This is a genomic window from Paenibacillus massiliensis subsp. panacisoli DSM 21345, from assembly GCF_000426545.1.
Lineage (GTDB): Bacteria > Bacillota > Bacilli > Paenibacillales > Paenibacillaceae > Paenibacillus > Paenibacillus panacisoli.
In genome coordinates this window covers 38317-60511 of sequence record NZ_AUFO01000022.1, presented here as the reverse complement: position 1 = coordinate 60511, position 22195 = coordinate 38317, and the positions used below count along the sequence as shown (strand labels likewise).

Here is a 22195-nt window from a genome sequence, read left to right as displayed (position 1 = left end):
TCCTCCCTTAGCTCCCCCGATACGTACTATAGCCCCCAGGTGCCAACAGAAGTGGAATATGATAATGCTGATGGCTGTCCCGGATATGAAACCGAATTGGAATCCAGTCCCACAACGCTATATGGGCTCCAGAAGAATGCCTGGTATCCTCCAGATAGGCTCCGGCATAGAACCTCAGCTCATAGATCCCCGTTCGCACAGCCTCACCCTGCAGCAATGGCTTATCGGTTCGCCCATCCTCATTCGTTGTAGTCTCAATTAGAAGATTCCCTTTGTCAGTCCGTGAAGTAGTCTCTCCATAGTAAAGCAACTCAATCTTCATCCCTCTACCGGGCAATCCCTGGCCTGTATCCAGCACGTGAGTTGTTAATTTTCCTGTATGTGTAATCATTAGACAGGTCCTTTCCTGATCAACAGTTAGATTTGTTCAGTGCGCTCGACCCACTGCTCCAGCCTGATTGATGCAATGCGCAATACCTGCTGAGTAGCGGTCTTCAATTCCTCCTGTCTTGTGCCCTCCACCCGTTCGCGCATAATCTGAATGATCGAGGAAGTTGTATGGCCCCTGACCGCGAGAATGAACGGAAATCCAAAACGCTGAGTGTATATCGCGTTCAGACGTTGCAGCTCGTGAAAATCAGATTCAGACAGCTGGCTCAATCCTGCTCCTGTCTGTTCCTGTACAGAATTGCTGCTCATCTCCAGTCTGGAGCCCAGATCAGGGTGTCGACGTAGAAGATCCAGGGTCTGCTCGATATCAGCCTCCATAACAATCAATTCCATTACATCCAACATGGCTGTATAATCCGGAAAAGGTCTATACCCCGCAGTCTTCTCTGCAATCCAGGGAGAATGCTCGAATAGTGCTCCGAATTCATGCATAAAAGCTTCGTGTGGCATATCATTAATAAGTTGAAGCGTGGATGGCTTCATCCTGTCAGCCCCCCATCGGATAATTGAGAGTTATTGTATATGTATGTATATAGCGTGACAATAATAATTACGCAATTTTGTTACCTAAACTAACATTATGTATGATTTTTGTATTTGGTTCCTGACCGCTCCATGAGAACAGCCCTCCCGATTGAACGGGAGGGCTGAATTCCAATAAATTCGATTGGGATGGATCGGGTGAATAGAATTGGTTAGAGTTGGAATGGATTCGGGTGGGTATCGTAGGATTTCATTGCATTGGGCTGCATTGAATTGAATATGCTCGCTTGGCTCACTGTGCCTTTTGTTGCTTAAGGAACTTGCGAAATGTAAAAACCATCTTGAGCTTCAATAGATCATTAGTTTTCTTGAAATCCATTTGTAGCAGCGCACCGATCTTCTCCATACGATAGGTGACCGTATTCCGGTGGACGTAGAGCTGTTTGGCTGCCTCGTTAATGAGGCCATCATGCTCGACGAAGGCTTCCAGCGTATGCATCAGCAGTTCATTCGGGTCCTCACGAACGAGAGGCTCCAGCAGCTTGCTGCAATAATTCGCCATGATCTCGGTAGGCACATGCTGGAACACATACGCGAATTCCAAGCTATCAAACTGAAGCGCCGTATCCCTCATAGCGAAGCGAAGAGCCAGTTTGCGCGTCTCCACACATTCCTGGTATGCACTCTGGAGCCCTTGCTGCTCGGTCTTCAGCTTGCTGATCCAGAATCGAGGACCAGGCTCTCCACGCGTGTGCTGTGTGGCAATGACGTCACTGAAGCGATTGGTCAGAAAGCGGGCGAGCTTATCTCCCTCATCCTGCCCTGATACACTGCTGAAGATGGACAAGATGCCGGTATCCACCAAAAAGTGACGCGCAGGGTTCAGCTTCATCAACGGATTGTATTGAAGCTCATGATACAGCTGCTTTAATAAGGTATGTGAAGCAAAAACCTCTGGCTCAAGAGTCGTCAGTACGCATTGATACGGGCCCTCACAGACACTCATTCTCCTACTCTCCAGGTACTCGGCAAGCTCGCTAGCCGTAATCCTCCCGTTCAAATATTGCATCATGACAGCTTTCATCTCATCCTGTGAGGTCGGACTCATATGCACCTGATCCGTCTGATTCATGTAGTAGGCAAGCACCTCAGCTGCCTGCTGAAACAACCCCTCCTCTGCCTTGAAGGATATCGAGGATTCTGTGAAGACGAGCAGAAATCCAAAATCCTCCTCCAGCTGACGAATCGGTACTCGATGGCAGCTGCCGGCATCCCATTTCACCCGGGCATATACCGACTTCCAGGGCCAGCCCTTCATCCAGCCCTGCTCTTGCTCCCATTCGCCATTCGTATACAGGATATGGCCTCTCGATCCAACAACGGCGATTCGGCAGTCCAGAATCTCAGACAATCCCGCAAAAATACTTGCTTCTGCTCCCTTTCGCAAGGCAAATTGCATAAGCTCCTTCTGCCTGCTGACAACGGACTGCAGCGCCTTCGTGCTGCGTTCATATTCCGCTCTGAATAGCGCATTCATCTGATCCGAGAAAGTGAACTGAAAGGGCAGCTCAAGGAGCGGAAAGCTGAGACGATCCGCCTCCGCCATCACAGTCTCCGGAATGCTGTCCCAAAAACGGCCAAGCTTGACTCCGAGCCCTGCGCATCCTCGCTCGTGAAGCTTCTTGAGCAGCTTCGTCGCATCCTCATGACTGTCCCTGAGCAAGAACCCGGTAGTGAACAGCAGCTCTCCGGATTTGACCCAATCGGCAATATCAGGCGCATCCATCACATTAACTGAATTCATCCTGCGAGAGGTTCCCGCTGCCCCAGCAACTAACTTGGCTTCCGATAGCGGGTATATTTCGAGTGCCTCCTGTACCGTAAGCTGCATGTTATAGACCTCCCATTCTTTTCACATGTCGCGTTATATACCTTTGTTTGTAACTTATTATAACACGATAAACTGGTGCTGGTCATCAGGAGGTTATAAATGGGCACTGGATACAAAAAAAAATCGCCCTTTAGATTAATGGAAGTATTAAGCCTCCATAGTCCATAAAGGTGCGATTTTTTTGTTTACTTTAAGTTATCTGCTTAAGCCGTGCCCTGAATGCAATGCCTTTGTCTCTACGGCAATACCTAAGCCTTCGGTTCAATCATCTTGGCAGGGTCCACGTACTGGTCGAACTGCTCTTCAGTGAGCAAGCCTGTCTGGAGTGCAGCTTCCTTCAAGGATAAGCCCTCGGCATGTGCCAGCTTGGCAATCTTCGCTGCATTTTCATAACCAATGTACGGATTCAATGCCGTTACCAGCATCAATGAATTGTACAGATTGTGCTCAATCTTCGCTCGATCTGGCTCAATTCCTACAGCACAGTTATCATTGAATGCCACGATGGAGTCAGCCAGCAGCTGCACAGACTGCAGGAAGTTATAGATGATGACAGGCTTAAATACATTCAGCTCGAAATTTCCTTGGCTAGCTGCAAAGCCAATAGCCGCGTCATTTCCCATCACCTGGGTAACTACCATGGTCAGTGCCTCGCTCTGTGTCGGATTGACTTTACCAGGCATAATGGAGCTACCAGGTTCGTTCGCAGGGATGATAATCTCGCCCAGGCCGCTTCGTGGCCCACTTGCCAGCCAACGCACATCGTTGGCAATCTTCATCAGATCTGCTGCCAGCGCTTTGATCGCACCATGGGCAGTAACTACCTCATCATGACTCGTCAACGCATGGAATTTGTTCGGCGCAGAGATGAATTCTTTCCCTGTAAAGGAAGAAATCTCAGCCGCCGTCAAGTTGCCGAACTCTGGATGAGCATTGATGCCCGTCCCGACAGCAGTGCCTCCAACCGCCAGCTCCTTCATATATTTAACGGTATCTATAATCATACGCGCACTCTTATCTAGCATGGCATACCAACCGCTGATCTCCTGCCCCAGCGTCAGCGGCGTGGCATCCTGAAGATGGGTACGACCGATCTTAATAATGTCCTTGAACTGCTCAGACTTGTCCTGCAAAGTGGCCTTCAGCTTCTCGATGGCAGGAAGCAAGCGATCCTCTACCGCAATAACACCGGATACATGTAACGCAGTCGGGAACGTGTCGTTCGAGCTCTGGGACATGTTCACATCGTCATTCGGGTGCAGTCGCTCTTCCTTGCCCTGCTCTGCCAGCCATTGGCTTCCCAGATGAGCAATTACCTCATTCACATTCATATTAGACTGGGTGCCGCTGCCTGTCTGCCATACTACAAGCGGAAAATGATCATCCAGCTTGCCGCTGATAATCTCATCAGCAGCAAAGACAATAGCATCCTTTTTACTCTCAGCCAGCTTGCCCAGCTTGTGATTGCTGATCGCTGCACTTTTCTTGAGAATAGCAAAGGCCTGAATGACCTCAATCGGCATTTTTTCCGTACCAATCGGGAAGTTCTGCTTACTGCGCTGTGTCTGCGCTCCCCAGAGTCGATCTGCCGGGACCTGAATCTCACCAATCGTATCTTTCTCAATCCGGTATTGCACGTGTATTCCTCCCTCAAATATGTAATGAGCTAGGTACAGCCTGAATGTGACTTCTGTCATATTATACATGATTCAACAGCGTTCTTCACATTTTTTTGTAAACGCTTTTCTATAATTCCACATAACAAATATTATGTAAACTAAATCACTGTACTAGTGTTATGTAGCCGTATGTCATCTAAATGTTGGTCAAGTTCCTCATGCACTGGGTAAAGAGAGTCTCAGCCTTCGACGCACCAAGACTCTATGTATGTGGGAGCAGCACAATCCGTCTTATTTACATCATTACGGCTTCAATAATGCAGCGTTATTAAATTGATTCATAGCACCGGCAAAATCGATAATAGATATTACTTCAACGATCTGTTTATCCGTAAAGCCAGCATTCTTTAGATATTTTGTATAACTTGAAATACACATTTCGCAGTTATTCATGATTGATACTGTCAAACAAATGATTAGTTTTGTGTTTTGGTCGAGCTCTTGAGAATTCATGAAGAGTTGAGCCTTCTGGGCTACAATCTTCATGTACTCAGGATGATTAGCCATTGCTTGTATAGATTGTGGCAACTCTCCAAACATTTGCTTGGCCTGTTCAAACATCTCTTTAACTTCGCCTTGAGCTTCCTGTTCTGAAATCAATTTTATAGTTGACATTTAGAATCCTCCCGAAAAAATGATCTTAATCTACTGGCATCGCGGGTCTAGCTGAAGTATGGGATATCTCATCCCTTCATGCACTTTATCCATTCCGATTCATTCTTGGATTTTATTTCGTAAACTTTCTCAGTATTCTGGAATTAGAGAAACCTATTGGTCATAGTTAGGACAATAAATATTCGCCTCCTTCGAAGATTCTTCGTGAGCATTCCTAAGAAGAATCAAACAAATAAATAAAAGACTTTGAGAGTCTATAATATCCTTGATGTCTCTAATTGTCAAGAGATTACATAACCAATCAAATACACATAGATCGCCGAGAATCTCGTCTAATCCAATGGACATGCAACTGAAGAAAAGCAACAAAGCAGCATTGACAAGGCAGAGAACGGGGAATTGTATGAAGAATATTTATATGGTAGGCAGGCTTTATGGTAGGCGAAATGATGATCAGATTGGACTAACTATATACAAATGTACAACAATGCCAACCGAGTCGTGCTGTATATCCTCCGTCATAGCCACTATCCTCCAACGCAAAACGGGGGTGTCTCGAAAGACGGCCCCCGCAGTACTAGAACTATATACACCTTGTACATGTGCTAGGTCCAGCACTTTACTTTACCTCTAATTAACATTAATTTATCTCACTGCACTGCACTTGCTCATATTAGCAGTTACTCAGCCACCTGTTGAATACAGTACAGACGTGCTGTTTGTTCGAAAATCTCACCAGGCTGAAGCGCAATCAAGCCAGATTCCTCTGCTGCAATGCCTTGCAAATTCGGTGCATTGACACGGTTCATCTGCGGCTCTGGGCAAATGAACTGCCCGCACGCCTTGTTATTCCAGATCATCCAGTGCTTATAGCTGGTACCTACATCATAGATCAGCGTTGCACCCACACGAGTATCAGTCAGGGACATGTAATTGCGACCGTTCTGCGGAGCCGCTGTATAGTGGTGATCCATCTCTTCAAAATAGGGATTGATCCCCTCACCTTTGAGGGCCTCCTCTTCGGCAGACAGCTGCTGCAGCGAGCCCGTAGGCAAGGAGCGGTCGCTTAGCTCAATTCGCTCACCAATCGTCACCTTGATACGATAATCCTCTGCACTACTACCTGGAGCGAATGGCGCATTAATCGCCGTATGGAATGCGAATAGATTCGGCATCGCCTCTTCGCCCTGATTGACAATCGTGTACTGCTGACGCAGTCCGAACGCATCCAGGCTGTAGCGAAGCTGAATCGTGAAGGTGAATGGCAGGAAGGCATACATCGGATGCTCCTCATCCACCTGCTGTGTCAGAATAACATAGCTCTCTGCCTCAGATGAGCCATACTCCTCCAGATTCCATGGCACATTGTGCAGAAATCCATGCAAATGATTGTTGGTCTTTGGCTCATTGATCGGCAGCTCGTAGGTTGTACCGTTCCAAGGAAATTTACCATCCTCGTAGCGGTTAGGCGGGAACAGGAACGGTATCCCAAATACCACAGGACTGCTCAGGAACTCCTCCATTCCATCGGCCTCTGGCTCTCTTAGAAAGCGATAGCCGTACTCCGTATCCCGAAAAGCAACGAGATTAGCTCCAACAGAAGGTATAACAGCTGCTTCATAACCGGCAAAGCGCAGCCATACAGCAGGTACGCCGTGAAATGGCTCCTCTAGTGCAGTATGTTGATAAGACATATACGAACCTCCTTGACATATGTATAGAACCAGACAGTAACACAGCTACATACTGGCCATTTTTGTAACTTGCGCAAGGGCAGCATGCAGCATTGTAAGCGCTGATCATTTCGGTTTGACTATATCATGAATTGGCCCCTATTGGAAATGGGTCAAAGTGCTACTTTGCGCACGCTTATGTGACAATATATTACTTGGACTCCATCGCAGCTCTCGCCGCATCGAGCAGCATGTCGAACAGATCGTCATCATCCTCAAGCAGCTCGTCAATCGCCAATAGCTCCTCTTCGACCCGTTCTCCTTCAGCAAAATGTAGACTGTAATCCCACTCCTTGCCCTTTTTGCTGAAGAAGGAGATTTCAAAATTGGATTTCTGTCCTTCCATATTAAATACTGCCTGTCCGAGGAAGCTTCCGTCCTCCTCTTGCCGCATGGTTGCACTAATTACTGTCGCCTTGGACTGCTCTGACATTTGTTCATACATCCTTTCTTGTTCAGCGTAATATCACTTTGTGCTTATGATGATTCATGGTGATTGAAGCGATCATTTGTGAACCTCATAATTCCATTGTACAATAGTTGTGACACGTAGCATACTGCGTATCGAATTACCTTTAACGGAGGAAGAACATATGTCTGATTTTGAGCAAAATTTAGAAAAATATGCAGAGCTCGCCGTTCGCGTAGGTGTAAATGTCCAGCCTGGACAGACCCTGGTTGTGAACGCACCGATTTCCGCAGCGGAATTCGTTCGCTTGATTGTCAAGAAAGCCTACGAAGTGGGTTCCAAATACGTGAAGGTGATCTGGTCCGACGAGGCGGTCACCCGTCTGTACTACGAGTTGGCTCCAGACGAGAGCTTTAGCATTCCACCGAAGTGGCATGCAGAGGAGATGACCGAGCTGGTCGAGCAAGGTGCTGCTGTACTACACGTCATTGCGGATAACCCCGATCTGCTAGCTGGCATCAAGCAGGACCGCATTACCGCTGCCCAACGGGCCAAGGCTACAGCTATGGCCAAGTACAGAGCCTATCAGCAGGCTGACAAATTCAGCTGGTCGATCGTAGCTGTACCTTCCGAAGCGTGGGCTGAGAAGATTTTCCCGGATCTTCCTGCAGAAGAGCGCATACATACACTTTGGGAGACCATCTTCAAAATGGTTCGTGTGGACCAGCCAGAACCGGTTACGGCTTGGCAGGCTCATATGGATAACCTTCAATCCAAGTCAGATATTCTTAATGCCAAGAAGTATCACAAGCTGCACTATACAGCTCCTGGTACTGACCTTACCATTGAGCTGCCGAAAGAGCATCTGTGGGTTGCTGCAGATAGCAAGAATGAACAAGGCAACTTGTTCGTTGCGAACATGCCAACAGAGGAAGTGTTCACTGCACCGCTGAAGACAGGTGTGAACGGCAAGGTATCCAGTACGAAGCCACTTAGCTACGGTGGTAACATCATTGATAATTTCACAATCACGTTTGAGAATGGGCGGATCGTGAAGGTAGAAGCAGAACAAGGCCTGGAGACCCTGAAGAGTCTGGTTGAGATTGATGAAGGCTCCCATTACCTTGGTGAAGTGGCGCTGGTTCCTCATCATTCTCCTATCTCGGAGTCCAACCTGCTGTTCTACAGCACACTGTTTGATGAGAATGCTTCCAACCACTTGGCTATTGGCAGCGCCTATGCCTTTACACTGAATGGTGGCAAGAAGATGACTCAGGAGGAGCTTGCGGAGAATGGTCTGAACAGCAGTCTTACGCATGTAGACTTCATGGTCGGCTCTGGTGAGATGAACATCGATGGAATTAACCACGATGGCACTAGAGAAGCTGTATTCCGCGACGGCAATTGGGCAATCTAGATCTAACCGCACGATAAGTCGCTGTCTGCTGTTGTTGAAAGACTTGATGTAGGTGCCTGATGTTAATACTTGAATTATGTGCGATTCAGGCACAACACCGTATAAATTACTAGTAAATATCGCACATACTGCAAAGAGGCCGGACAAGGATTACCTTGTACCGGCCTCTTTCAGTTTTTAGATAAGAGCAGTTGGATATATCAAATAGGTAAGCTTCACCGAAATGAAGACCGTTTGCGTTTGCGCTTACGCGCCCTCCTCTTCCAGCATTACCTCATCTTCTAGTCTGGAAATATGAATGCGCGAGATTCGTTTATTCTCCGTCTCCGCTACACGCAGTAGAAAGCCATTGAACGCGATGCTTTGCCCGGGGTCGGGTGGAATCATTTCAATACGGGAGTACATCCAGCCTCCAATCGTATCATAATCCTCACTGTCCAGACCCAGATCGAAGCGCTCGTTCATTTCTTCGATAAGCATCATGCCATCCACAGAGAACTCATCCTTGCCTATTTTCTCTAGTGGTGGGCGCTCATGGTCGAATTCATCCTGAATTTCACCGACGATCTCTTCCATGATGTCCTCCAGCGTCACCAGACCAGACGTGCCTCCATATTCATCAATCAGGATGGCAATCTGTGTCTTGCTCCGCTGCATTTGCTTCAGCAGACTACTGATCTGTGTTGATTCCGGAACAGCCAGAATCGGTCGGATCATCGTTCGGGTATCCAGTGACCTGTCACGCAACAGATCCTTGATATGGATAAAGCCAATAATATGGTCCTTATCCTCACCGCATATTGGATACCGTGTTCGCATGTTATCCGAAGCAATATCCAGGTTCTCCTCCGCCGATAGATGACTATATAGACAGATCATTTCTGTACGGGGAATCATAATCTCGCGCGCTGTCGTATCAGTAAAATCAAATATATTATCAACAAGCGCCAATTCCGTGTTATCGATTAGACCGCTCTTATTACTTTCCTTCATCAGTATACGGATTTCTTCCTCTGTGTGAACAGACTCCTCCTGCTCACTTACCGGTTCGACGCGGAACAATCTGAGCAGTTGATTCGCCAGCCCGTTCAGTACCCAGATAAAAGGATACATAAGCTTGTAGAACCAGGTCATTAGCATCGCAGAATAAAGTACAATCGTAAGCGATTTTCGAATCGCCAATGTCTTGGGTGCAAGCTCACCAAGTACAATATGCATGATGGTAATGATGATAAAAGCTACTATGATCGCAGCGCCATGTACATAAATCGGACCGAGTCCGGCAGCTGCGAATACAGGTTCAATGAGACTTGCGATGGCTGGCTCCCCAATCCAGCCGAGTCCTAGGGATGCTAATGTGATCCCAAGCTGGCAAGCAGATAAATAGCCGTCCAGATTGTGAATCATTTGTGATGCATATACAGCCTTCTTGTTGCCTGCTTCCAACAGACTATCAACCCGACTGCCTCTCACCTTGACCATGGCAAATTCTGCAGATACAAAAAAGCCGTTCAGCAGCACCAAGAAAAACACTGCAAAAATATTAAATATAATGGGTAAAGGGTCACTACTCAATCAATTCCCTGACCACCAATGGATTAGCAGCCAGGTGCACCTCCTTCGAATGGTTTGCACATATACCGGACTTCCTGCAGACTGCAGCTTCAACTCCCCAATGGGCCCACTCCTCTCTTCACATCGGCACATAGCATAATAATTCGAATGTATTCAATCAGGGGTAGCTTATGTAGACGTTACAAGACGCTTTCCACCTACCTACTGCTGATGGGATATCATTCGCAAGATTGATGCAACATGCGTAGCATAAGTAAAAACTTATACTTAATTATATAGATATACCATACACAACGAAACAGTCAGCTATCACTGCAAAACTGGTTGAGAAGCTGTTTTCACCCAAATTTCGGCGGTTTTCAGCTATTAAAGGGCCTGAATGCCCGATTTTGCGACGTTTTGTCCTTCAGTTTCACTTTTTTTCCATGTACAGCAAAAATCCTCTGCTTTCACAGAGGATAGGATACAATATTTTCATGCACTGTTCACAGCATCCTCACAATCTAGCCTCGCTGGATGGACTAGAATCGTGTAGGCGGGTTCCCCTGTACTCCAGGGTACTGGTATACAAGTGGCTCATCGAAGGTAGCATAATCCAGATTGACCATCAGCAGGATCGTCCGAACACCCGTCTTGGGATCGCTGATGATGATGTGGTCACGTCCAGCTGCCTCCAGCACACCCTTGAAGATTTTTGCATTCCATTCGCTGTTATTTTCATAGGTCATGTAGAAGGTACCGACTTTTCCCAGGTTCAGACGCAAAATGTTCTCAATATACGATTGCTCGAATTGAGGAGTCTGTGTCTGCACAACGGTTCCGGACGGGGTCATTACGCTTCCACTGCTGACCTGCGGAGGAGCCATCGAAGCTCCCATCATGCCCCCCATCATCGGGGAATTGGGCATACCTGTCATGGATGGACTTACCATAGGCATGTTAGGCGAATTCGGGGCTGCCATTCTTGCAGGATAAGATGCTCCGCTAACAGGTGGAAAAAACGTCGGTTGAAAAGCTTGTGGATACATATTCGTGATTCCTCCTTGATTCTGTCGAACTAAAATGGCATTGCAGACAATAAGAAAATATGGTGTGTTAGTACGTCTCGGCGTTACCTCATCGTGTTAATTCATGCTGTTAACCCTGTTGTTACTTCATGACATTAAGTACAGTTGCAGACTAATAGACGGCTGGACAGTCCTCAGCAGTAGGACGGAAAAAGCAGTGCGCCTTGTAGCGTCCGGTATTTTCCTGGTTATACCAGGTCCCAGGGCATTCTCCTGCTGGTCGAAAAAACCATAGCGCATTGCTCGCCGGGCGGATTTTCTCTCCATTGATAACCCGCTGGGCCAAACGAATGTCACGATCGCGGGCTCTTTGGTAAAAATAACCCTTCTGGGTCGCCTCGAAGCCCCCCGGGCTCTGAAATACCATGTCATTCATCAATCGGATGTTCCGAAAATCCAGACAATTACCAAGAATACGATTGACTCCGACGTTCCCTACCATCAACATCCCTTGCTCGCCTTCGCCCTCCGCCTCGGCTCTCATGAGACGGGCCAGCGTCTTTACATCCTCCGAATTTGCTTTGATGACAGCCAACTTCAGCCCTCCTCTTCTTCCTTTTGCACATGATATCGTATTGTACATTCGCCCATGTTGTGACTGTTACTTCAGAAAAAATTTATCCATCCGCTTGGAATCGCAATTTCTAACGCAAAAAAGCCCTACACAGTAGGGCTTGCACGGTGGCGCGATTGTACGTTATGCACAGCTACTCATATTGCACGGTAGCATCAGGAAAGACTGTTTTATAGCTCTTAAAAGTGTCTTGGCCCGTACCTTAATAATATAGCTCAGCGATATGGCTTAGTAACGTATCTAAGCTGTATCTAGGTTCAGGTTCTATCTAGGTTCTATCCGAGCTGTATCTGAGCTATACGCTGATGAGCCTTAAATATCTGTATATTCGGCCAGTAGCTGTTCTACCGCAGCCTTGCCTTGAGCGATGCAATCCGGGATACCAACACCGCCATATCCTGCACCACATAACCATATACCAGGCAGGCGCTCTGCCAGCGTATCCCTCAAGCTCTTTAGAGTCTCTAAGTGTCCAAGCGGATATTGTGGCATCGCCTCGTTGCAGCGGCTTACCTCAACCAGCATCGGCTCTGCCTTCAATCCTGTCAATTCGAGTAGATCTCGGCGAGCAGCTTCAACCAATTCTTCATCGGTCCATTGCGTCCAATCCTGAGCGCCCGCATGACCAATATAGGTTCGTACCAACGCATAATCCTCAGGAGCCGTATGCTTCCATTTGCTAGATGACCAAGTGCAGGCAGTAATCATTCTGCCCTCCTTCCGCGGGACAAGAAAGCCTGTACCTTCAAAGGCCACACCCAGGTCCTTCTTGCGATACGCAAGTGAAATGTTGGCCACAGAGACATAGGCAATATCCTGCAGACGGTCGGCCCCCGGCACCTCTGCCAGCAGCCTTGCTGCCTCGCGGGCTGGCACAGCACATATAATCGCGTCTGCCTCAAGCTGCTGTCCATTCTCAAGCACTACATGATATTTCTCCTCTTTTTCAATAGCAACGGCACCTTGGCCGACCACATACTGAGCCGTACGAAGCCGCTCCTCAAGGCGCTTGATCAGTGTAGAAAGTCCGCCGCGATAGGAGAGGAACATGCTTTTGGCTACCAGTGCACTATATCCACCTTGCCCCTCTGTAGCGTGGGGACTCGGCTTACTCCCGCTTCCCTTAGCCATCCCCTTGATCAGGCTGCGGTGCGTCAGCTCCATCTGCTTGAATTGCGGAAAGGTTGCATTCAAGCTAAGGCTATGTGTATTACCTGCATAAATTCCCGACAGCAGAGGCTCTGTGATGTGCTCCAGCACCTCTTGTCCCAAGCGCCGCTGTATGAAGGCTCCCAGTGACTCATCCTCCTTCTCCCTACGAGCTGGCAGGATTAGATCCAAAGCCGCACGCAGCTTGCCTGCCGGGGAGATCAGACCTGTGCGGATGAATGGAGTAAGCTTGGTTGGAATACCCAGTACAAAGCCCATAGGCATCGGATGAAGCTTATTTTTGTGAAGAATATACGCTGTTTTGGCTTGTGGGTTGGTAGGCACCAGCTCCTCCTCTAATCCGAGCTCTCTCGTCAAATCCAGTACGGCGGTCTTTCTTGACAGGAAAGAGTCCGGCCCTTTTTCCAGCACAAAGCCCTGTCGGTGAAGTGTCTCAATCCTGCCCCCCATCCGCTTGCTCTTCTCTATAATGGTGATCTCAACGGGAAGCTGCCTTTCCGAGGCTAATTTTTGCACATAGAACGCCGCACTTAAGCCGCTGATCCCTCCACCCAAAATGACTACTTTCTTAGCAATTGGCTTCATTGACTCCTGTGTCCCTCCATCTCTGGGGTATATATGCACAATACGGGTCACTCTCTAGATAGTCTCCTGTGATTCCGTAGGCCCTAGCTCTTGATCCACCGCAAAGCTGCTTGAATTCACAGACACCGCATTTACCCTTGAGCAGTGTCTTGTCTCTCAGGCTTCTCATAATAGTCGATTCGCGATAGATATCAGCCAGGCACTGGTCCCTGACATTACCGCACACGACAGGAAGGAATCCGCTAGGATAGACTTCTCCGATGTGACTGATGAATACGAACCCGTCCCCATCATTCACACCCTTAGGCGCTCTCCCTAGCAGATCTGGCCGTTTGCGTTCAGCAGCCAAGGGAGCATCACTTGCATTCCTGCTAGCCTGCAGCACAACTCTTCTGTAATGTGGAGCCTCAGTAGCCTTGATTCCGCAAGTCATCTGTGACTGCTTGGCCTGCATCCATTTCATGACCGCCTCATGCTCCTCTGGGCTAATCATATCCTTGATCATTCCCCGGCCTGTCGGCACCAGGAAGAACAAGCTCCACAGCACCGCCTTCATCTCCTGAACGCGCTCCGCAATCTTCTCCAGATCATTTAGATTATATCGGGAGACGGTCGTATTCACCTGAATCGGAATCCCCAATTCCTGCAAATAACCGATCCCCTTCATCGTGGTTGCGTAAGACCCTGGCGTGCCTCGGAAATGATCGTGAATCTCTGCACATGATCCGTCGAGGCTGAAGGCCCAGCGTGACAATCCTACTTCTTTTGCTTTCTCTACAGCCCCCCGTGTGACCTTGGGCGTCGCGCTTGGCGTCATGGATACAGAAAGCTTATGCTCCTCAATCGCGTAGCGGGCAAGCTCGAACAGGTCAGGACGCATGAGCGGATCACCGCCCGTAAAGACCACCAGAGGATGATTCATCTCGGCGATCTGGTCTAATAATCGTTTGCCCTCTTCTAAAGAAAGCTGACGCGGATCTGGTCGATATTGGGCCTCCGCCCGGCAATGAAGGCACTTCTGGGCACAAGCCCGGGTCACCTCCCAAATGACAATAAAAGGATCTTTCTCATAATTACGTGTGTTATCCAAGGATATCATCTGTGTACACCCTTTCGTGTATCATAAGTCACGACATTCCGCACAAGGAGTCGGCATGATGGCTGGCTCCACCCATCACCGAACTCGGTACTATTTAATTCTAGGCGGTAAGGTCAGACTGGAGCTATAAGGGACTTCCCTATTTCACAGCACAGACTGCCTATCCTCACAGAGGAGACACGAATTCATACTCAGATGCAGTTCAACTGAACGAAAAAAAAGCAAATCCTTCGGAAAGGATCTGCTTAGTACTCATACTTCAGGCTGATATTTTCATAATAGTTCATTCATTTATGGTACATATATCATCTTCCGGGTCATTCCCCCGTCAACAACGATGTTCTCACCTGTCACGAAGTCATTCTCCGGATCTGTCAGGTAAAAGGCAGCCCGCACAATATCCGCAGGTCGTCCTACTCGTCCAGCTGGATGCTGGTTATGATCCTCGGGACGAAGCGCTGCTTCGTCTCCAGTCTCGATCCAGCCTGGGCTGATGGAATTAATTCTTATCTGGTCCGGCCCCAGCGAGGCTGCGAGCGCATGGGACAACGCAACCATTGCCCCCTTGGAAGCCGCATAGGCTTCACTGCTTGGCTCGGACATTGTTGCTCGTGTGGAGGCCATATTCACGATACTCCCCCCTGTCTGGTTATGACGCATGAGCTTGGCCGCTTCTCTGGACGCGATGAAGCAGCTTCTGACATTGGTATTCATCACCCGGTCCCACTCCTCTACGGTCAAGTCATAGGGAGATTTCCAGACAGATACACCAGCATTGTTAATCAGCGTATGGACCGTACCGTATTCCTCCTGAACCTGCTTGAAGAGGTCAATTATATCCTGTTCAATGCTTACATCACAGCGAACGAATATGGCTTCCTGACCTTGATTCCGCGCAGCAGCGGCTGCTGCAGCCCCATTCGTCTCATCCACGTCTGCGTAGACAACCTTCGCCCCCTCCCGGGCATATGCATCAGCCAAGGCTAGTCCAATTCCCTGTGCAGCTCCAGTTACAACCACGATCTGTTCCACGAATCTCATCCTGATCTGCCTCCTCGTCTTACAACATCCTATTATATATCAAACAGATGAACAGCATGCAGAAACGATATTCCGCCAAAAACAGAAAAATCCCCCGGAAGCTCACTTCCGGAGGTCCTATTCTAGCCTGCAGTGGAACCACTTGAATGTCCACCCATGGATCCATTCATCGTCCGGTGCCGACGCTCGAAGCTGTAGAATTTCGTTCCCCGAAAGGTGAGTTCTCCTTCATCCCCCTCGGCACACATCCCATAGTCTTCTCCAGACAGCTGAAATTCCAGCCGATCACCACTTTCTACCTCAAAGGTTACGTAATAGACTGTAATCGTATGCGGAGCCTCAGGCTCATGGTGTACCTGCTTCAGATGTGTGCGGCGTGCAGCAATTTTCGAATTGACCGTCAAGACAGGCTGCTGCCGATTGCGATTCCACGACAAGGCCTCCCTGACAATAGAGAGAACGACGATTCCAAGGACAACTGCAAAAAAGACCGGCAATACCGTACCGAGCCAATCAAACATCCACAATGATTCAAATCCCATTTCGATCCCCTCCCTAGCCCATCGCCCTTGCAGCCCGACATGTGAAAGCTTGCTAAGAAGAGTATATGCACGAGATCTTATATCTTGATCAAGCATAGCAAAAAGAACCTCGCGTTAGGTCGCAGAGGTTCTTGCTTACGGGCTTATAGATGGTAAGGATGGAGAAGCGACGATTTCGAGAGACATGTTAAGCGTGCACCATTTGTAGCAAGTGACGAGTCTCATCGTTCGCATCATCTGTCTCCATGGCGTATCTTTCTGCACATTCTTTGCATTCTTCCTCCGTCATACACTCATGTGCGTCCTGGCATGTGTAGCAGAATTGCAGGAAATATTGTGTCATATCAACCGTTCCATTTTCGTTTCTTCTCATTGTAATCACTCCTTGTTCTTTATGGCTTAAGTATAACAGCAGTAAGTAGATTATATTGTGATTTATTTCACAAGAAATCGAAAATTTAAAATGAAAAAGCAAAAAGCCAGTAATATCTGTTGGATATTTACTGACTTTCTGTCGATCAAGCTATCATCTACAGCACTTTCCACGTTCTTCCGCCGTCGATGGTTTGCATCAACAGGGACTTGCGATCCTCTGCCTTCTCAATTAACAGCCAGCCTACCTTCGATGAGGCAAATCGCAATTTTACCGGCTCTGGGTACTTCTCCAGCATATCAAGCAGTACCTTGTTAGCTCCAAGGGAAGTCCAGACCTTGCCTCCATCCTCGGTGTAATACACGCTTGGGCCGACTAAGACCCAGCCTTGCCTGTCATTGAGAAAAGTAGGTACGGTCGAAGCCATTCCCATTGGTACACGCAGATTCAATTGTGCATACTGCCAATGATTGCGCCCACCGTCCGCGGTAAAATAGCCGCTGTAGCTTATGTATCCATTCTTATCACATTGCAAAGGCATCCAGCCGTCAGGATCACGGATGTCTCTGAACTGCGGCGCTCCATTCTCCGGGGCTGAGCAGGCGTTCGGGGTCTCGACAGCCTTTGATGGAGCCCAGCTACGGCCTTGATCTGACGTATTGTAGATACGTGGCCTGTTATTCACATTCATCGAGACAAAGCCATGCTCATCATCCGTAAAATGAATACCTGTCACTTCTCCCATCAAAGGCAATAGCTCACTGACGTTGTTGACGACCTGTCCATCTATATTCGGGTTCGTCATTTGTCTGCTCCAACTGGCTCCTCCATTAGTCGTTCGATAGACCGCTCTGCTCAGAATCCTGCCGCTATAAGCTAGCTCAGAAGCAATCCATCCATTGGACCCATCTGTGAAGTGAATGCCTTCAACGGTTCCCGAATCGGGTAATGCAGCTATATTCCAGGTCTCCCCCCCATTAGAGGTACGAAGCACAATCGTATCAGCAGACCCCCAAGCCTGACGGACAATCCACCCATTCTGGGCATCTGCGAATAAAATCTCTGTTCCGTAATGGAGCTCACCAGGAAAGGGAATGTTCTCCGATGGGGAGATATTCGTCCAGGTGACGCCTCCGTCATGTGTATAGTAGAGTCTAAGGGCATTGCGAGTGACGCCCCAGGCTATGCCACTGTTACCATCGAATAGATGGAAATCAGTTAATCTCGTCTGAATCTGATACTTGGTTGTATCCACGCCATTTTTTTCCTGATCTGTAGGAATGATCGTGATGGTCTGTCCTTCCTCTTGAGCCGGCTCGGTAGGTGTCTGCATGACAACCGAATCAGGCTCCGTAGACGTACAGGAGACGAGAGTCATTCCTGTGAGTAGGGTAAAGGCCACTGTCCATACTCGCCATGACTTTTTCATCGTAAGGTGTCCTCCTTTTGCCGAGACAAGCTGTTTAACAGATATGACTTCTAAATAGGATAGGACTCCATATCCATGTCTGTCTTCTATAGAAATCAACGTACAGCGCATACTTTCTGAATGCATCAATATGTATCTCTGAATAAAATCATGTAACTTCTACGATACTAGTACCTTGACTGGATCAAATGTAAGTAAATTTGAATGAATCTACCAAAGCCACCATCTCAAGTGCCTATTATAGCATAAAGCTGATAGACGCACACTTTTGTGCAAGTTGCCTCTGCTTTTGTGACACACTTGGAGAAATGTCTTGAATTTTATATGATCTTAAGCGATTATGGTTAATGATGGGTATTAGCATGTCCATCATTTATCTCAGGAAGGAGATGATCATTGATGAATCAGAAGCCCTTTAAACGCAGCAGAGTCGCCATTGTCGGCATGGGAGCTGTGGGTACTACCACTGGCTACACCCTGCTATTGAGGCAGCGAATGTCCGAATTGGTGTTCATTGATGTCAATGCAAAAAAAGCCCGCGGTGAAATGCTGGATATGAATCATGGCCTGCCATTCCTCGGTGGGGTTAAAGTATGGGCCGGAACCTACGAGGATTGCCGGGATGCTGATATTATCATTGTCGCGGCCGGAGCTTCCCAGAAGCCTGGTGAGACACGCATTGATCTGCTTAAGCGTAACGCATCCATTTTTGGAGAAATCATTGATAACATTACAAAGGTGAACGACCACGGCATACTGTTGATCGCAACGAATCCTGTGGATATCCTCTCCTATGTATCCTGGAAATTAAGCGGTTGGCCCAAGGAGCGGGTCATCGGCTCAGGAACCTTGCTTGACAGCGCTCGCTTCCGTTACCTCATCGGACTCAATAAGGGGATCGACCCGCGTAGCATTCACGCTCACATCATTGGTGAGCATGGAGATTCGGAGCTGCCTGTATGGAGCCTCGCGAATGTCGCAGGTACTCCACTTGACATCCCTGAAGCGGATCAGGAGCAGATTTTTGAAAATACCAAAAATGCAGCCTATGAGATCATTGATGCCAAGGGCGCTACTTCCTATGCCATAGCTCTTGCTCTGGACCGGATTACCGCAGCGATTCTGGGTGACGAAGCATCTGTGCTGAATGTGTCTACCCTGCTGACTGACTATAACGGCGTATCCGATGTGTATCTGGGCGTACCTTGTGTCGTAGATCACAATGGTGTGCGTGAGATTCTGGATCTGCCACTGAATGACGTTGAAAAGGATGCATTCCAGCGCTCAGCCAATAAGCTGAAGGATCAGATCTCCAAGCTTGACCTGTAATTCAGCTTGATCTATAGCTATCAAGCTTACTCACGCGAAAGCGCATACACAATATTTTAACAAAAATACATGCCTAACCAGACCTAACCGTCCTTGCAAGCTGCTGCCATGTACCTTCCGAGCCAGCGCTTATAAGGGCGGTTATATTTGGGCCTTGTTCAGGTCTTACTCAGGTCTTGTCCAGGTCTTATCTAACTAAACTATTCGCTTAATCAGGTATGCATTTCTTAAATAGTCTGTTTACTATAGCTCGGTCTCCCGCTATTCTTCTTCATCGTTGCGCTTGGCCTGCAGGCGCTGTGCCACGGTGGAAAAATCCTCTGGCTGCAGCAGCTCTATAGGAGAGTAGGACTTATCGAACATGAATGAATCGCCTTCCAGAATGAGTGCATAGCGATCATGAAGTCGGGTAATATGAAGCTTTACGCCAAAGTCTGCGAGCAAGCCACGTATTGAGGTATCATCCAGCTTGAAGCGTATATCCATCTCTGGCTTCAGCTCCACAATGCGCTCAGCAGCCTCCATGACTTGAACTGGCTCCCACTTCTCCTGCAGATCCCTCTTCTCGCTGCCTGCCCATAGCTCCAGCTCACGCTCCTCCTGCTGACGTTCCTCGTTATCCGCATCAGGCCAGCGTGTCTCTACATAATCCTGAACGAAGCCCAGCACATGCTCGTTGACGATCTCAGGCATGGACTGCTCGTAGGTCACGAACTTCAAGAAATCCTCAAAATACCGCGCATGAGAGGATTGATGAATTTTCAATTCCCACTCGTCCAGCATCCCCTCTTCAATCAGATATGGATACATGATAGATTTCATATTACGAGCAGATATCGCCATCTCTACTTCGGACACGAGCTTGCTTTCTGAAATGCGTGCAATCTTGGGCTCGAAATCACATTTCAGTACAAAAATAAAACGATCATCCGAATGTGTCCCCATGATGGCTTGGACGACAATCAGTGCCCCACCGCGGACAGCGCTGGTGTCCAGATACATCCTTACCAGATCATCACAGGCGTTCTTGAAGTTCTCCTTATCCGACGCGGCTCTCAACCGGGCAAACATATTGAAATTCGGATTGCTACTGAGATCATGCTCCGGCTCGACAATGAAGCGTCCTATCTTGGTAGGTGCCTGCTCGGTGCTTGGGTGCTTCTCTACCTTACGCTTGCTGATCCGGCTGAATTCCCCATCCAGGAATTTCTTCACATCGCTCTCTTCATAATCGTAATCGTCCATCGTGGCATAGTGCTTATAATTCTTACCACCCTGACCATCCTTACCATCGATCTGTATCACAAAAAAAGACAAAAATTCCACTGTAAAATTCATTCATGCGCTCTCCTTCTCAATCTGTACGGGTTATTATATCATTCTCATTGCAAAAGAGGTACCCGCCTACAACATGTCATTCCAACTCAGCACAGTAAGATATGCCCAATTCTCTCCGACTCTAATGGGACTGTTCCGATCCGCTCTACATTTATCTATAGCTTTATCGAACTGCTGCTTTCGAACTTCACTTAAGTTGGAAATAGCTTTCTCATCGAATTTGGTTTACATAATAATTGTTATGTAAAAAAATGTAAACACTGATTGTTCAAGACGTATGTTAGCTTCATGTTAGAATCGTCCCTACAACAAAATAGCCACGGATACGCTTCTAGCGCTTGTGGCTTTATTCCGCTTAAACGGCTGTGATCTAAGCTAGGTTCATGCTTGAGCTAATTCATGATCGTTCATAATCATTCATATAGGATCATACTTATTATTTGGTAAATTGTCTATTAGCCGCAGCTGTCCAGCTTGTTCCTGAATATAGAAGATCATGGGCCGCTCATCCGGGTGAATATTCGGCGAGTGAATCGTAAGCGCCAGCTCACCTGATAGCGTACGAAACAGCATGCCATGTCCCCCATCCTTAGCAAATAGTGGAATCTCATCCTGCGTCCACGGTCCTGTCGGCCCTCCAGATTGTGAGCGCGCAAGACCCATCGTATATCCTTCCTGCCCCATCGTCGACCATAGCATAACCAGTTCCCCGTTCTCCATGCGATAGAGGAAAGGGCCATCCGTAACATAACGGTTGCGCTGCTCTCCAGTACCAACAGACCATACCGCTTCGGATGCCGAGAACAGGAATACAGGATCACCAATCGTACCGTTCAGCTCAGCATTGAGGCGTACAGCGTACATTTCTCCATCCTCTACCTGCACCCATTCTCTACAAAAGATCATCCATGGCTCTCCCTGCTCGTCCACATATAATGTACCGTCGAGACATTCCCAGTCTGGCGGAGTCAGCGAACGACACCACGGAACAAAAGGGCCTTCAGGCTGTTCTGCTACCAGCACGCCAGTGACTCTCGGCACACCTTCAGCCTTGAAGCTGGCGAACATGAAGTAACGTCCCGCCCATTCATGAACCTCCGGCGCCCAATAATGACGATCTGACCAGAAATCTGCCGCTGGGCGAAAGCATTCCCTCGGTCCCTGCCAATGAAGCAAATCTTCACTTTCATAGACATCAAAGCCAATGGCAGGACCGTCCCACACATTCTGACCAATTGAGCCATATAAGTAATACTTTCCATGCTGAGGTGACGTCAGGATGTACGGATCACGGAAATGAATCTGTTCCAGCTTGGTTTTTAACAATGTGAATACCTCCTGTGAGCGATTTCAATGAGAGAAACGCAGTTAGAGCCACATCTGATGAGCCATGTCT

20 protein-coding genes are annotated in these 22195 nt (G+C 48.0%); 2 read left to right on the top strand and 18 right to left on the bottom strand.

The features are described from left to right. Positions 1–7: 7 nt before the first annotated feature. The 7 genes from uraH to K331_RS0117930 all read right to left on the bottom strand — a co-directional run bounded on the left by uraH (position 8) and on the right by K331_RS0117930 (position 7284). Positions 8–391 (bottom strand): hydroxyisourate hydrolase, encoded by a 384-nt coding sequence (uraH, locus tag K331_RS0117960; protein ID WP_028591389.1) that lies wholly within the window; start codon positions 389–391, stop codon positions 8–10. Between the two features lie 26 nt (positions 392–417). After that, entirely contained in the window at positions 418–933 is a 516-nt protein-coding gene (uraD, locus tag K331_RS0117955; protein ID WP_028591388.1) for a 2-oxo-4-hydroxy-4-carboxy-5-ureidoimidazoline decarboxylase, read from the bottom strand. A gap of 292 nt (positions 934–1225) precedes the next feature. After that, positions 1226–2824, bottom strand: coding sequence for a PucR family transcriptional regulator (locus tag K331_RS0117950; protein ID WP_028591387.1), 1599 nt, complete (start codon positions 2822–2824; stop codon positions 1226–1228). 248 nt (positions 2825–3072) lie between these two features. After that, positions 3073–4461 (bottom strand): class II fumarate hydratase, encoded by a 1389-nt coding sequence (fumC, locus tag K331_RS0117945; protein WP_028591386.1) that lies wholly within the window; start codon positions 4459–4461, stop codon positions 3073–3075. A 285-nt stretch (positions 4462–4746) separates the two neighbouring features. Next, the gene (locus K331_RS0117940) at positions 4747–5118 is read right to left on the bottom strand and encodes a carboxymuconolactone decarboxylase family protein (protein WP_028591385.1); all 372 of its coding nucleotides are present in this window, start codon (positions 5116–5118) and stop codon (positions 4747–4749) included. A gap of 680 nt (positions 5119–5798) precedes the next feature. After that, complete coding sequence (locus tag K331_RS0117935; RefSeq protein ID WP_028591384.1) at positions 5799–6812, bottom strand: aldose 1-epimerase; 1014 nt, start codon at positions 6810–6812, stop codon at positions 5799–5801. A gap of 190 nt (positions 6813–7002) precedes the next feature. Then, positions 7003–7284, bottom strand: coding sequence for a hypothetical protein (locus K331_RS0117930; protein WP_226383629.1), 282 nt, complete (start codon positions 7282–7284; stop codon positions 7003–7005). Between the two features lie 160 nt (positions 7285–7444). Here K331_RS0117930 and K331_RS0117925 point away from each other — a divergent pair, with 160 nt between their 5' ends. Continuing rightward, on the top strand, positions 7445–8677 hold the full coding sequence (locus K331_RS0117925; RefSeq protein WP_028591382.1) for an aminopeptidase: 1233 nt from the start codon (positions 7445–7447) through the stop codon (positions 8675–8677). 246 nt (positions 8678–8923) lie between these two features. Here K331_RS0117925 and K331_RS0117920 read toward each other — a convergent pair whose 3' ends face one another. The 9 genes from K331_RS0117920 to K331_RS0117880 all read right to left on the bottom strand — a co-directional run bounded on the left by K331_RS0117920 (position 8924) and on the right by K331_RS0117880 (position 18132). Further along, the gene (locus K331_RS0117920) at positions 8924–10252 is read right to left on the bottom strand and encodes a hemolysin family protein (RefSeq protein ID WP_028591381.1); all 1329 of its coding nucleotides are present in this window, start codon (positions 10250–10252) and stop codon (positions 8924–8926) included. A 521-nt stretch (positions 10253–10773) separates the two neighbouring features. Continuing rightward, complete coding sequence (gene gerQ, locus K331_RS0117915) at positions 10774–11169, bottom strand: spore coat protein GerQ (RefSeq protein WP_404821507.1); 396 nt, start codon at positions 11167–11169, stop codon at positions 10774–10776. 262 nt (positions 11170–11431) lie between these two features. Beyond that, on the bottom strand, positions 11432–11854 hold the full coding sequence (locus tag K331_RS0117910) for a cell wall hydrolase (RefSeq protein ID WP_028591379.1): 423 nt from the start codon (positions 11852–11854) through the stop codon (positions 11432–11434). 351 nt (positions 11855–12205) lie between these two features. Next, positions 12206–13648: a protoporphyrinogen oxidase gene (gene hemG, locus K331_RS0117905; RefSeq protein ID WP_028591378.1), complete on the bottom strand. Its 1443-nt coding sequence runs from the start codon at positions 13646–13648 to the stop codon at positions 12206–12208. Further along, complete coding sequence (locus K331_RS0117900; protein ID WP_028591377.1) at positions 13632–14747, bottom strand: TIGR04053 family radical SAM/SPASM domain-containing protein; 1116 nt, start codon at positions 14745–14747, stop codon at positions 13632–13634. Before K331_RS0117900 ends, hemG begins: the two co-directional genes overlap by 17 nt. A gap of 291 nt (positions 14748–15038) precedes the next feature. Next, positions 15039–15788, bottom strand: coding sequence for an SDR family NAD(P)-dependent oxidoreductase (locus K331_RS0117895; RefSeq protein ID WP_018884374.1), 750 nt, complete (start codon positions 15786–15788; stop codon positions 15039–15041). Positions 15789–15910: 122 nt separating this feature from the next. Beyond that, a complete protein-coding gene (locus K331_RS29875) occupies positions 15911–16330 on the bottom strand; it encodes a DUF2500 domain-containing protein (protein WP_036635244.1) in 420 nt (139 codons plus the stop codon). A gap of 187 nt (positions 16331–16517) precedes the next feature. Continuing rightward, on the bottom strand, positions 16518–16703 hold the full coding sequence (locus tag K331_RS0117885) for a hypothetical protein (protein WP_028591376.1): 186 nt from the start codon (positions 16701–16703) through the stop codon (positions 16518–16520). Between the two features lie 157 nt (positions 16704–16860). Then, positions 16861–18132 carry a YCF48-related protein gene (locus tag K331_RS0117880; protein ID WP_028591375.1) on the bottom strand — a complete coding sequence of 424 codons (1272 nt, stop codon included), beginning with the start codon at positions 18130–18132 and terminating at the stop codon, positions 16861–16863. A gap of 399 nt (positions 18133–18531) precedes the next feature. On the opposite strand from K331_RS0117880, the gene K331_RS0117875 reads away from it, so the two are divergent. Next, entirely contained in the window at positions 18532–19461 is a 930-nt protein-coding gene (locus K331_RS0117875; RefSeq protein WP_018884370.1) for an L-lactate dehydrogenase, read from the top strand. A 261-nt stretch (positions 19462–19722) separates the two neighbouring features. Here K331_RS0117875 and K331_RS0117870 read toward each other — a convergent pair whose 3' ends face one another. Both K331_RS0117870 and K331_RS0117865 read right to left on the bottom strand, forming a co-directional pair. Beyond that, on the bottom strand, positions 19723–20799 hold the full coding sequence (locus K331_RS0117870; RefSeq protein WP_018884369.1) for a DUF3900 domain-containing protein: 1077 nt from the start codon (positions 20797–20799) through the stop codon (positions 19723–19725). Between the two features lie 417 nt (positions 20800–21216). Continuing rightward, the gene (locus tag K331_RS0117865) at positions 21217–22125 is read right to left on the bottom strand and encodes a glycoside hydrolase family 43 protein (RefSeq protein ID WP_028591374.1); all 909 of its coding nucleotides are present in this window, start codon (positions 22123–22125) and stop codon (positions 21217–21219) included. Positions 22126–22195 lie beyond the last annotated feature (70 nt).